11 protein-coding genes are annotated in these 12,606 nt (G+C 37.6%); 1 reads left to right on the top strand and 10 read right to left on the bottom strand.

Going from position 1 to position 12,606, the window contains the following annotated elements; genetic code table 11:
* Positions 1 to 282 precede the first annotated feature (282 nt).
* The 8 genes from AC1RFD_RS21280 to AC1RFD_RS21245 form a co-directional block, all read right to left on the bottom strand.
* Entirely contained in the window at positions 283 to 1,170 is an 888-nt protein-coding gene (locus AC1RFD_RS21280; RefSeq protein ID WP_208644733.1) for a MurR/RpiR family transcriptional regulator, read from the bottom strand.
* A 51-nt stretch (positions 1,171 to 1,221) separates the two neighbouring features.
* Positions 1,222 to 2,127: an N-acetylmuramic acid 6-phosphate etherase gene (gene murQ / locus AC1RFD_RS21275; RefSeq protein WP_259951204.1), complete on the bottom strand. Its 906-nt coding sequence runs from the start codon at positions 2,125 to 2,127 to the stop codon at positions 1,222 to 1,224.
* A gap of 20 nt (positions 2,128 to 2,147) precedes the next feature.
* Positions 2,148 to 3,146, bottom strand: a complete 999-nt coding sequence (locus AC1RFD_RS21270) for an N-acetylglucosamine kinase (protein WP_112117102.1) — start codon at positions 3,144 to 3,146, stop codon at positions 2,148 to 2,150.
* Positions 3,133 to 3,960 (bottom strand): carbohydrate ABC transporter permease, encoded by an 828-nt coding sequence (locus AC1RFD_RS21265; RefSeq protein ID WP_048391881.1) that lies wholly within the window; start codon positions 3,958 to 3,960, stop codon positions 3,133 to 3,135. Before AC1RFD_RS21265 ends, AC1RFD_RS21270 begins: the two co-directional genes overlap by 14 nt.
* Positions 3,961 to 3,972: 12 nt before the next feature.
* A complete protein-coding gene (locus tag AC1RFD_RS21260) occupies positions 3,973 to 4,920 on the bottom strand; it encodes a carbohydrate ABC transporter permease (protein ID WP_259951202.1) in 948 nt (315 codons plus the stop codon).
* An 86-nt stretch (positions 4,921 to 5,006) separates the two neighbouring features.
* On the bottom strand, positions 5,007 to 6,320 hold the full coding sequence (locus AC1RFD_RS21255) for an ABC transporter substrate-binding protein (RefSeq protein WP_492475244.1): 1,314 nt from the start codon (positions 6,318 to 6,320) through the stop codon (positions 5,007 to 5,009).
* Entirely contained in the window at positions 6,317 to 7,336 is a 1,020-nt protein-coding gene (locus AC1RFD_RS21250) for a serine hydrolase domain-containing protein (RefSeq protein WP_048391885.1), read from the bottom strand. The genes AC1RFD_RS21255 and AC1RFD_RS21250 overlap by 4 nt, the downstream gene beginning before the upstream one ends.
* 159 nt (positions 7,337 to 7,495) lie before the next feature.
* Positions 7,496 to 9,010: a DHA2 family efflux MFS transporter permease subunit gene (locus AC1RFD_RS21245; protein ID WP_048391887.1), complete on the bottom strand. Its 1,515-nt coding sequence runs from the start codon at positions 9,008 to 9,010 to the stop codon at positions 7,496 to 7,498.
* 157 nt (positions 9,011 to 9,167) lie between these two features.
* Here AC1RFD_RS21245 and AC1RFD_RS21240 point away from each other — a divergent pair, with 157 nt between their 5' ends.
* Entirely contained in the window at positions 9,168 to 10,079 is a 912-nt protein-coding gene (locus AC1RFD_RS21240; RefSeq protein WP_066038385.1) for a TetR/AcrR family transcriptional regulator, read from the top strand.
* Between the two features lie 106 nt (positions 10,080 to 10,185).
* Here the strand turns inward: AC1RFD_RS21240 and AC1RFD_RS21235 are convergent, their stop codons facing one another.
* The gene (locus AC1RFD_RS21235) at positions 10,186 to 11,829 is read right to left on the bottom strand and encodes a sensor histidine kinase (protein ID WP_259951201.1); all 1,644 of its coding nucleotides are present in this window, start codon (positions 11,827 to 11,829) and stop codon (positions 10,186 to 10,188) included.
* Positions 11,826 to 12,527, bottom strand: coding sequence for a response regulator transcription factor (locus tag AC1RFD_RS21230; protein ID WP_048391893.1), 702 nt, complete (start codon positions 12,525 to 12,527; stop codon positions 11,826 to 11,828). The genes AC1RFD_RS21235 and AC1RFD_RS21230 overlap by 4 nt, the downstream gene beginning before the upstream one ends.
* Positions 12,528 to 12,606 lie beyond the last annotated feature (79 nt).

Here is a 12,606-nt window from a genome sequence, read left to right as displayed (position 1 = left end):
TTTACCTAGCACATTACAATAACAAGGTTAAAATTAGGTTAAAAAATATATTTTTCCAAAATGGACTAACCCACCTACCATTTAATCCAAAATATCAATACAATGTTGTTGCTTATAAGAAAGATTTAAGAGATAAAAGTGGGTAATGATATTACATCTATAAAAATATTAAACTAAATACCTAAAACCAGAATTCGTTTTTATTTCTGAGAATAAAAATGTCAAAAGCTATCGAGAGAAAACTTCTCGATAGCTTTTGTCTACAGTCTGAACATACTAACATTAATATGTTTTTATTTTATTTTTTCTTTTAGCCACTTTTTTATGCAACCTTTGAATAACTGAACGTGTTTCATCTAAATGATCCACTGTTTGCTCATAGGCACTCGTCACTACCCCCATAAATAAAATATCAATGACAAGTAACTGCGCTAGACGTGAGGAAGTGGCACCACTTCTAAAAGTTGCTTCAACATTGGGAGATACATATAAACAAATGTCTGCTAGGCTAGACACTAGTGAACTACCATAGCGCGTTAAACTAATTGTAGTGGCTGGTGTTTGGCCAGCTATTTCAAGGATTTTAGCCACTTCATGCGTTTCTCCAGAGAAGGAAATACCTACTACCACATCCCCCTTCTGTGCATTGACAACGGCTGTAGCTCCTAAATGCAAATCCACAAATGCCCTACTATTTTTATTGATTCGTAAAAATTTTTGATCCGCATCCATTGCTGCTATACCTGATGCACCCACTCCAAAAAATATAATTTTACGGGCTTGTGATAAGGCCGTTACGGCACGCTCCAATTCAGCAATATCTATTAAATTAGCTGTTTGTGTCAAAATTTCACTACTTTGCATCGTTACCTTCTCTACAATCGATGGCAGCGCTTCATTCGCCTCAATATCTCGATCTTCAACTTTAGCATGTTGTAAATCACCAGCAATGCGCAATTTCAGCTCTTGAACACCACTAATATTTAACGATTTACACAGCCGAATAACTGCGGCACTACTTGTTTGACTTGCCTCTCCTAGTTCAACCGCTGTCATTTTTATAGCCTGTGTTGGGTGTGCTAATATATAGCTTGCCACCTTTTTTTCGGAGAGTGGAAGCTTTTCGCACATTTCAGCAAGCATAATTAAACCCGCATTTATTTTTTCCATTTTTCCAGCTCCATCTCTAGATAAAAGGAAGTTATCCATGTACCTCCTTCATCAATATTTCTTTAGAGACACCGCTCTCCGCACATGCCCTTCTGATTGAGCAAGTAATTCCGTCGCCTCTTCAATCGTTGTATTCGTCAGTAGCACCACAATCGCGAGCTTTACTTGATAATTGTTTTGCTCCAGAACACTTTCAGCCTGACTATAAGAAACTCCCGTTACCTCACAGACGATTTGTTTGGCTCTCTCTCGCAATTTAAAATTACTAGCATGAACGTCCACCATTAAATTTTTATAGACCTTTCCAAGCTTAATCATGGTTGTCGTTGTAATCATATTTAATATTTGTTTATGAGCTGTTGCAGCCTTTAGTCTTGTAGAACCTGTTAAAATTTCTGGTCCTGTAATCACCTCTATTGCAATATCTGCATGCTTACTAATAATAGAATGAGCGTTGCTCACTAAGCTGATTGTTTTTGCCCCTAGTTGTTGAGCATAATTTAATGCTCCTTTGACAAAAGGCGTTCGACCGCTTGCTGCAATCCCTATCACTACATCTCGGTTTGTTAGCTGTTGTTTCTGTAGTTCAACCTCTCCTAATGAAAGATCATCTTCTGCACCTTCTATGGCAATCATTACTGCATCTGCTCCTCCAGCCAATATTGCCTGCACAAGCTTTGGTGATGTACTAAATGTAGGTGGACATTCTACGGCATCTAGCAAACCAATTCGCCCACTTGTCCCTGCACCAACATAAAATAATCTACCGCCTTTCTTTAGTGCATCCACAACAGCTGTGACAGCCTGCTCGATTTCAGGTAAAACCTTTGCTATGGCTAATGGTACTTTTTTATCCTCTTCATTCATCAGCTTTACAATTTCAATAGTGGACATTAAATCTAGATTTGTCGTATCTGGATGATAGCCTTCAGTCGTCAGTTTTGTCATTCGTTCCATTGAAATCAAATCCCTCCACACTATTTTTCATGGATACTCATCCAAGTTCCTTTTACCTTTCGTTGTAAAGCCTCTGTGATTGGAATTCCTTCACTGAGAAGTCCATTAACGAAAGCTCCTATAACAGGTGGCACCTCTGGTTGTATTAGTCGATTAGGTATTTTAGCAAGCTGTAATTTTTCTCGAAAGCATTGAACAAAATAAAAATTTTCGAATAAACCTCCACATAGGACAATAGAGTCACCTTTTAGCTGAGGCTCTTTTTTCAACATTATTTGGATGAAATGAGTTAAATGATGAGCAGCGTGTTCAATAATTTTTTGTGCCCTATCATTATTTTGCTCTGCTAAACGCAACACCACACGAGCTACGGAGGCTATGAGTACACGTGGCTGTGGATGCTCATAAACATGCGTAATAATTTCAGTAGGATTCTTTAATGCTAGCTGCTCCATAATAGTCGCTGTAAACAGATCCTCATTCACGCCAATAGCATCATAATGTCGCGTAATCAATCGCAATGCCTCTTGCCCAATATAGTAGCCACTGCCCTCATCTCCTAATAAATAACCCCATCCTCCAACACGACTAACTTGATGATTTTTTCCAACTGCATATACGATGGAACCCGTTCCTGCTATCACAACGAGCCCTTGCTGTGTAAATGTGCCGCTAGTAAGTGCCGCTACCGCATCATTGGTGATGGTTATCTTACAGGAGCTAGCAGGGAAAAGGAAGCTAATCCATTGCTCCCAGCGTTCTTTATCTAACTGGCGATCGCCCCCTGCCACACATAAGAACACCGCAGCAATATCATTATTTGTTGCATCTATCTTTTGTAGTAACGTGGCAAGGAGCTTGATAATATGTAGCCTTACCTCGTCAGGTGGCGTTGATTTTATATTCGTTCCAGCTCCTTCAACAAAAGCCAGCACTTCCCCTTTTCTTGTCCCAATCACTGCACGAGTTCTCGTCCCACCACCATCGACCCCAATAATGTATTGCCTATTTAATGGCACCAGCCGTCAGCCCCTCCATAAATTGCTTTGAGGCAATAAAGAATAATAGGATCATTGGTAATGAAGCTAATGTTAAACCTGCAAAAAGAGAGCCCCAATCTGCCGAATGCTCACCAAAAAGTGACATCATTCCAACAGGTATCGTCCGTTTCATTTTTTCTGTAATAAAAATAAGTGGGAAGAAGAAATCATTCCATGAAGCAATAAAATTTATAATAACCACTGTTCCAAGGGCAGGTCTCATTAACGGTAACATTACATGCCAAAGAACTCTTAAGTTCCCCGCCCCATCTATACGGGCTGCTTCCTCTAATTCATAAGGCATTGTTTTAAAAAAGCCAGTTAAGATCAGCATGGATAATGGAATACCTGTCGCCATGTTCATCAAAATTAAAGACCATAAGGAATTTATCAGTCCTAAATCACGCATTAATATAAAGAGCGGGACAATCCCCAATTTTATAGGAATCATCATGCCTAATAAAAAAATAAAGAACAATGCATGATTCCAAGAAAATTTAAAGCGAGCAATATAAAATGCAGCCAGTGAACAAACAACCACTATTAGTATCACAGATACAATACTGACAAATAGACTGTTTAGAAAGTATGTTGTAAATGGAATTTTTGCTAATAATGTACGATAAGTATCTAAGCTAAAGCTAGTCGGTAAACCCAATGGATTTTTATAGATATCCACGCTCTTTTTAAATGAAGATAAAATCATTAACAAAATTGGATATAAACTAATGGTCGCCACCGTAAACACCACAAGATAATAAAATGGTCGAACCCAAATAGCGCCTTGCTTCACTATAATCACCCCTTACATTTGAACATTCTTTTTATTGGCAAAGCGTAAAAATAGCGTGGTACAAACTAATATAAATAAGAATAGTACTGTAGCTAACGCCGAACCCAACCCAATAGCTGTTGCCCCAGAAGCGGTAGAGCTACCAAATGCTAAGCGATAGAAAAACACAGCTAACGTATCTGTAGAATAGTACGGCTCTCCCATGGAGCCCTGCATTGCATATACTAATTCAAATGCTTCAAATGACTGGATAAATGTTAAAATGCCCATGATCATAATTGATGGCACCATTAAAGGCAAGTAAATCGTACGCAATAAAGTAAAACCCTTAGCGCCATCTAACTTTGCAGCTTCGACTAACTCACTTGGGATCCCTTGAAAGCCAGCAAGAAAAATTAAGACACCAAAACCTAATCCAAACCAACAATTGACTAAAATAATGGCGATTAACGCCGTGTTGGGATCACCAAGCCAAGCCTTTTGTAAAGTTTCAAGACCTAATTTCTCCAAAATGACATTTAAAGTACCAAAATTTGGATTTAGAATGAGCTTCCATAAGAAACCTACAACAATCACTGATAATAATCGCGGTAGAAAGAAAGCAGCCTTAAAAAACTCTGCACCTTTAATTTTTTGATAAATAATAAAGGCAAGAAAGAAGGCTAATCCATTCATCACAATCATTTGCACAACAAAATAGAGGACATTATGTTTAAAGGCATTCCAAAACATGGAGCCATAGGGTTCTATCGTAAAAAGCGTCACAAAATTTTGGAAACCGATAAAATCACCACGAGCCATCCCTTTCCATTCAAAAAAACTATAGGATAATGCCGCTATTATCGGATAAAGCACAAACAACCCATAGATTATTAGTGCAGGAATAGGGAAAAGATGGATAGTCCACCTTACTCTCGATTTCCTCCTTCTTACTGATGGAGCTGTATATTCTCTTATCATGAGCAGCCTCCTTTTACTAATCATGAAACAACAAGACCCCTAAACTCCTTATAGCACTTCAGGGGTCTACTGACTTGATGCTTTCATTATTTTTGAAATGGCGTAAACCAAGTTTTAGCGTTTTCCTGTACTTTTGTGGCAACCTCTTCAGGCGTTACTTGACCTAAATACATGCCTTGTAGCTCACTTTCAAGCAAGCTCTTTGTTGTTGGGTCCCCACCAGTAAAATTAGTTACCCACATATATGGCGTTGCTTCATTTGCAGTCGAATGACTAATAGCGTTTAACAATGCATCGTCAGAGGTAATACCTGGAATAGCGCTGATCATAGAAAACTCTTTTACAAACAAATCGCCAAACTCCTTAGTTGTTAAAAATTCTAAAAATACTTTAGCTGCTTCTTTATTTTTCGAATTAGCATTGATCGCAAATGAGCCATCTACCCAAGTCGTCACTGTTGTATTACTCTCTTTAGATGGAATAGGAAAATAACCTAAATCTAAATCTGGATTCATTTCTAATACAACAGGAATTTCCCAGCTACCTAACGGAAACATTGCCGCGTCTTCTAGTGCAAACAAAGTACGGATATCATCCATTCCTAAGCCTTCTGAATTGACAGGAAAATACTTTTTCAAGTCATTCATTACTTGAATGGATTCAATAAACTTCGGATCTGTAAAATCCTTTTCTCCTGCGAGCACTGCTTGGTAAAAGTCATTGCCCTCATAAACAGCAGGACCGACAATACCGTGTAGCAACGATAATAGCCAGCCTTCTTTTGTACCCATTGCAATTGGTGTAATACCCTTTTCTAATAATTGGTCATTTAATGCTATGAATTCATCCCATGTAGTAGGAATTTCAAGATTATTATCTTTAAAAATCTTCTTATTATAGAAAAATTGTGTAGAGCTTAAGTTAATTGGTACACCGTACTGATTCCCTTGGTCATCACGAGAAGCCTGTAATGCTTCTTCAGGAAATACATTCAATCCATTTAAACCGTTTATTTTCTCAACATAACCTGCCTCCGCAAGCTTCAATCCAGCTGCATAAGGACGTAAGTGAAAAATATCTGGACCCTCTCCAGCCTGTAATGCCGTATTGAGGACTGTATTATATTCAGTATTTTTAGTTGGGTTAAATGAAACATGTATTTCAGGATGTTGTTCATTGAATAAAGCAATCACTTTTTCATACTTGGCAACATCTTCTGTGCGCCAACTCCCTATTGTTAGCGAAACCTCTTCAGTTTTCGATTTCTCTTCATTATCAGGTGTTGTTGAGGTCGTTATTTTCTCGTTTGTGCTACAGCCTACTAAACCCACAACGAGTAATAAAAGAAGCAACAATAACCATTTACTCTTTTGTCTCATACCAGCAGATCCACCCTTCATATCAGTAATTTTTCATAAATCATCGTATGAAGCTTCTCTCTAATCCTTCCCATGTTTGTATTTCTCCCATAATGCACAGCATTCGTTAGTAAAATGACAAATGCCTTTTTTACAGGGTCCATCCAAATACTCGTACCTGTAAATCCTGTATGACCAAATGAGCCCTTGCTCCACCTCCTACCAAAACAAAATGATGCTTCATCTCCTCCCCATACTTCAAACCCAAGTCCCCTCGTTTTAAAAGTTTTCGTATAGGCAAGCTCTAACCATTCATATGGAATCACACTTTGTTGCTTGATCCCCAACCAAATTTCCGCATACTTTGCTAAATCCTCTACACATGAAAATAAACCTGCACTACCAGCAATACCATCTAGTAATAAAGCTTTCTCATCATGGACTATTCCCTGTACAAATTGACCTGCCACCATTTCTGTAGATGCTGCAAGCCTTCTTGTATGCACAGGCAGTTGAAAACATGTATGATGCATGCCCCATGGCTTAAAAACCTCTTGCTCTACAAAACTTTTTAATGAAATGCCAGTAACTTCCTCAATCACCTTTCCTATAATAATCATACCTAAATCACTATATTGCACTTGTTCATTTGGCTGCCATACTACATCACTTGCCAGTACCTCCTGCAGGATGTCACGCTTATGATGTCTTTTAACTACAGGTGTTAAATCTGCTGGCAATCCTGAGCAATGCTGCAATAAATGCTGGATTGTAATAAGAGGATAATTAAAATCAGGCAAATAGGTTTGAACTGGATCTGTTATATAAACTTGATTTCGACTCATCAGGAGTAAAATAGCTGGGAGTGTTGCGACAACTTTTGTTAAGGAGGCTAAATCAAACAACGTATTACTTAAAATAGCTTGCTCGCTGCCATCCTCAGCAGTATAGGCTCCATAATTGCATGAAAATAGCCTTCTTTCTTGCTGCTGAACAATTAATACAGCACCTGGAATTTTCTGTTCTTTCACTAAGCCAGTTATATATGCATCTACCAAGGAAGCACCCCACTATTAAATATCTAAATTTTCTGTAAATTAGTATTATCATATAAAATAAAATGATGAAAAATAACACCAATCCTAAAATTTTTTTTCATGTGTACTCAATAAAAAAAGCCCTAGCCAGTAAATATTTACTGGCTAGGGCTACTTTGATTATTTAGTTGGTTTTTTTAAATCCATTGACGCTGCTGCGCTTTCAACTTTTACGCGTTTCAAGAAGAATGCAAGTACCACTGCAATCACTGTTATACCAGCTGCAATTAAGAAGGAATGCGTAATACCATCTAATAAGGCGGTTTGCATAATCTGATCTTGCATTTGTTGCATTTGCTCTGCTGTAGGCGCTGCTCCTGATTGTGCAGCATTCGCTTTGGCTTCTGCAATTAATTCTTCCGCTTTAACTTTTGTACGATTATTCATAAATGTTACAAGGATCGCACTACCGATTGCTCCTGATACCTGCTGTAATGTATTGTTAATCGCTGTACCATGTGGATTCATCATTTGCGGTAGTTGATTTAAACCGTTTGTCATAATAGGCATCATGACCATCGACATACCGAACATACGAATTGTATACATCGATACGATATATGTGTAGCTTGAATCAATTTCTAACTTTGTTAAACCGAAAGTTGCGATTGTTGTAATCGTTAATCCAATAATGGCTAACACACGTGGACCAAATTTATCGAAAAGCTTACCAGTGATTGGTGACATAATCCCCATGACAAGTGCTCCTGGAAGCATCATTAAGCCTGCTTCAAATGGTTCGATACCACGGATAGACTGTACATATGCTGGTGTTAAAATCATCCCTGAGAACATTGCCATAGAGACAATAACTGAGATAACAGACCCTAAAGCAAACATTGGATATTTATAGATACGTAGTTCCAGTAATGGCTCATCCATTTTCAGCTGTTTAACAACGAAAATAATTAAAGCGATGAAGCCAATTGTAATTGTGCCATATACCCATGGACTTGACCAACCTTTATCTCCTGCAGTACTAAAGCCGTATAAAATACCACCAAATGCAACTGTTGATAAAAGTACTGAAAGGAAATCTAAGTGAACTTCACGTGTCTCCATCACGTTTCTTAATTTCCAAACACCAAATAATAAACTAATTAAAGCAAATGGAATAATCATTTGGAAAAGCATACGCCAATCATGATGTTCCACAATATACCCTGATAATGTAGGACCAATTGCTGGCGCCATAATCATAACTAAACCAAAGATCCCCATTGCTGCCCCACGCTTTTCTTTCGGGAAGCTTGTTAGCATAACGTTCATTAAAAGTGGTGACATACTAGAAGCTCCGGCTGCTTGCACCATACGACCTGCTAGCAGCACGCCAAAATTAGGAGCGAAACCTGCCATAATTGTACCAATTGTAAAGATAGACATCGCTGTAATAAATAAATGTCTATTTTTAAAGCGTGTCACAAAGAATGCTGAAGCAGGCACTAAAATACCGCTCACAAGCATATACCCTGTTGCTAACCATTGTACTTTTGAATAGGTGATCCCAAAATCTTTCATGATTGTTGGTAATGCCACATTCAACAATGTGTTATTTAGAAAAGCAACAAAAGCACCCACAAATAGAATAGCTATCATGCCATAAGGGGGCTTTTTCATTGTTTGCTCACTATTCATTTATATCCCTCAATTCTTTCTTGTGTTTTACGATAAAACTTATTTTATACTCGTAGTCTACTTTTTTCAACAAATAAGTTTATATTTTTTATAAACGTTGATATAAAAGCGTTTCAAGTGTAGAATAAGAGTATAATATTATAAAAAAGGTGAGGTTATGAACAAAAGAAAAAGACAAATTATAACAGCAGCACGTGAACTTTTTATTGAAAAAGGCTTTCTAGATACATCGATTAATGACATCATCAATGCGGCTAAAATCTCTAAAGGTACATTTTATAATCATTTTACTTCGAAAAATGAATGCTTAATCGCCATCTTAGATGAAGGTCGCGAAGAAGCTAGTAATCGTCGCCATGAGCTCATTTATGGCAAAGACCCTACAGATTTAGAGGTATTGACGCAGCAAGTCGCTGTTCTCATGTATGTCAATCGTGAACATAATTTAGTACAGATATTCGAATCCATCTTCCAATCAAGAGATAAAGAACTAAAAAAAATTATTATTAATTACCATTTACAAGAACTAGAATGGCTCGCCAATCGTCTAGTACAAGTCTTTGGAGAAGAGATTAGCCCTATTAGCTATGAATGTGCTGTTCAAACACTTGGAATGATTAACCTCACTCTACGTGCTGTCTTTATTGCCGATTATAAATATATCAATCGAGAAGCTATTGTACGTGTAGCATTGCGCAATATTAGCGTAATTATACCCACTATGCTTGAGTCAAAAGAGATTATCGTAAGTGTTGAAATGATCAATACCATTCAAAATGTCGTGAACTATAAAACCGTTACAAAAGGAATGGTTATTGAACAACTACAAGGATTTACAAAGGGATTATCGAATAACGAAACAATGGAAGGTTTGGAGTATGCACAATTCTTATTAGAAGAATTGCAGAAAGAAAAACCAAAGCTTTTTATCATCGAATCACTTCTTACACCTTTCCGTAAGGCTTTCGTCGGCACAGAACATATCGCAGAGGCCCGTGACATCGCCAATAACTTATGGCGTTACGTAAAAATTGAACAGCCCGCTGAACGATGTACGAAAAATAAATAAAAAAAGAGGTATCAAATGAACACTTTGATACCTCTTTACTCTGTTGAATGAAATTAAGTTCTATGACAGACCTTTGTACAGTCTTAAGAAAGCTCAGAGATTCACCTTAATGACATTGAAATTTTAGCACAAAGATTGTCCCATCCTGACCTGAACGGACACTAATTGTGCCATTGTGTAAATCAATGAGCTGCTTCGTTATGGCTAGTCCTAGCCCTGTTCCTGTTATATCGTCTGTTGTATTCGTACCTCGATAATAGCGTTCGAATAGATTATCGAGCTCCTCCTGTGGAATACCAGGTCCTTGATCAGCAATGGTAAGCATTACTTCTTTACCAGTATGTTGTGCTTCCACAATTACCTTCGTGCCTTCAGGGGTATATTTTTTCGCATTGGTAATTAAATTATCCATTATTCGCTTGAGTAAAAGCTCATCCGCTTGTAACAACACATCACCATACACCTTCACACACACCTGTTCGTCTGCAAATTGTGGTAGCCATGTTGCTAGCGGCAGTACCACTTTATCTAGCTGTATGGCTTTATTTTTTAATTGATACGTATACGTCAAATCCTGAATAAGTGCATCCATATAGGTTGCCTTTTCCTGCATGGTCTGTGCAAAAATACGCATCTCATCCTTTGTCCACTCATAATCCTCCGATGCCAGCATCGTTGAATAACCGTAAATTGAGCTTAACGGGGTCTTTAAATCATGCGATAAACCTGTTATCCACTCCTCCCGTAATTGCTCTGCATGCTTGATTTGCCTTTCATTTGAATCAAGTCGCTCTGATAAGTGATTGAGTGACTCTTCTACTGGTTGAAACAGTTTAAATTTTCTTTTCAACTTACCTGTCTTTTTATGATGGATTTTTTTGTCACTAATCTCACTGTAATCGAATTGGGTAAGTCGCTCAATGCGCGATATCACATAGACAAGTGGTCGTACGAATTGACGTGAAATACTAATAGATAAGAAAATAACGCCCAACAGCAAAATAATATGTCCCCCAAAGAAGATAGAAACAAACAGTACCATTGCCTTATTAAAAGGCTCTTCAAATGGCTTATACGATGGATTAGGCATTCTTACAACAAATGTCCTATCGTTGGCTAAGGCTGTACTTTGCTTCAGCTCCGCATGCTCGAAAATATCGTATTTTTCCTCTAGTAATTGTGGCTTATTTAGCTTCTCATAACGTTCGCCTATGACCTCAATCCGATTCCATTGCTCGTCATAAATTTCAACACTAGCTTTATTTTCTTTTAGACGTTGCCGTGTTACAGCTGAAATGTCCCCTGTCGCTGTCCAGTTTTCAAGCGCATCCTCAAAAAGTGGTTGCACAGGAGTAGTTGGAAGAAATAATAAGTAGTAATTCGGCAATTCCCATGTATGCATGCCTGGTTGCTGCAATGCCAATATTTCACTATCTGACTTTCCACATAGACCACATGTATCTCCTGTATAATCAACAATCGTCATGGTTGGATCAAATAAATAAAGCTGTCCAACATTTTCTTCAGCTCTCTTCACTAAATAATCAGCAATTTTAACTGTCTTCCCTTGCTCTACAACTGCATCATCTTCGATTTCAAAGGAGCTCATCACATGAATGTTGTCACCAACACGGTCATTGATAAAAATAGCAAAAAACACCAAACTCATAATAAAACCTGAAATGATCAATAGATAGAATATGATGAAATACGAAACAAAGCGGAGTGTTAATTTTCCAGCAGGCTTCATGAAGAAATGTCCCCAACAAGCTTATAGCCAATGCCTCTGACAGTAATAATGCATGTTGGCTTTCCAGGATTTTTTTCTATTTTTTCTCGCAGCTTTCTTATATGTACCATCACTGTATTATCATCAAATAAACAATCACCCCATACACGTTCGTATATTTGCTCTTTTGATAACACTTGCCCTGCATTGTCACATAAATATTTTAATAAATGAAACAAGCGACCACTGATTATTTCCTTTACACCGTCTACCTCAATTTCTGCTGCATCAATGTCAAATGTAAAACGGCTGCAAGTAAATATGTGATTTTCTGGTACACCTTTTTTCTTCATATAACGGACTAGCTGCACCTTTACTCGTGCTACAAGTTCTAAGGGGTTAAATGGTTTTGTAATATAATCATCTGCACCATTCATAAAACCACGAAGCTTATCTGCATCACTACTTTTTGCGGTTAAATAAAAAATAGGGGCATCACTTTTTTCTCGAATACTATTCGCAATATCCAGCCCACTTCCATCTGGTAGCATGATATCTAATAGATAAAAATCAAATGTTTTAGTATTCATTTCATCTTTTGCTTCTTCAATTGTATTACATAAGGTAATATTGTTAATTCCTTCTTTTCTTAAAATGATTTCAATCATTTCAGCAATGGCACGTTCATCCTCTAACACTAAAATTGATGCTTCCTGCATTTCCTCACCTACTTTTAAGATTACTTTAAGGTAGTCATTATTTCACCATAAGCTTCCCTATTTATTATATGTATAAGAT

This window comes from Lysinibacillus sp. GW823-FHT02G10, assembly GCF_058797135.1.
The sequence above is the reverse complement of the archived record's forward strand: the minus strand, read 5'-3'. Positions and strand labels throughout refer to the sequence as shown.

Coding starts and splice junctions, on each gene's coding strand:
- AC1RFD_RS21230 (WP_048391893.1), bottom strand. CDS start 12,527: ATGCAGGAAGCATCAATTTTAGTGTTAGAGGATGAACGTGCCATTGCT.
- AC1RFD_RS21240 (WP_066038385.1), top strand. CDS start 9,168: ATGAACAAAAGAAAAAGACAAATTATAACAGCAGCACGTGAACTTTTT.
- AC1RFD_RS21235 (WP_259951201.1), bottom strand. CDS start 11,829: ATGAAGCCTGCTGGAAAATTAACACTCCGCTTTGTTTCGTATTTCATC.
- AC1RFD_RS21255 (WP_492475244.1), bottom strand. CDS start 6,320: ATGAAGGGTGGATCTGCTGGTATGAGACAAAAGAGTAAATGGTTATTG.
- AC1RFD_RS21260 (WP_259951202.1), bottom strand. CDS start 4,920: ATGATAAGAGAATATACAGCTCCATCAGTAAGAAGGAGGAAATCGAGA.
- AC1RFD_RS21280 (WP_208644733.1), bottom strand. CDS start 1,170: ATGGAAAAAATAAATGCGGGTTTAATTATGCTTGCTGAAATGTGCGAA.
- AC1RFD_RS21245 (WP_048391887.1), bottom strand. CDS start 9,010: ATGAATAGTGAGCAAACAATGAAAAAGCCCCCTTATGGCATGATAGCT.
- murQ (WP_259951204.1), bottom strand. CDS start 2,127: ATGGAACGAATGACAAAACTGACGACTGAAGGCTATCATCCAGATACG.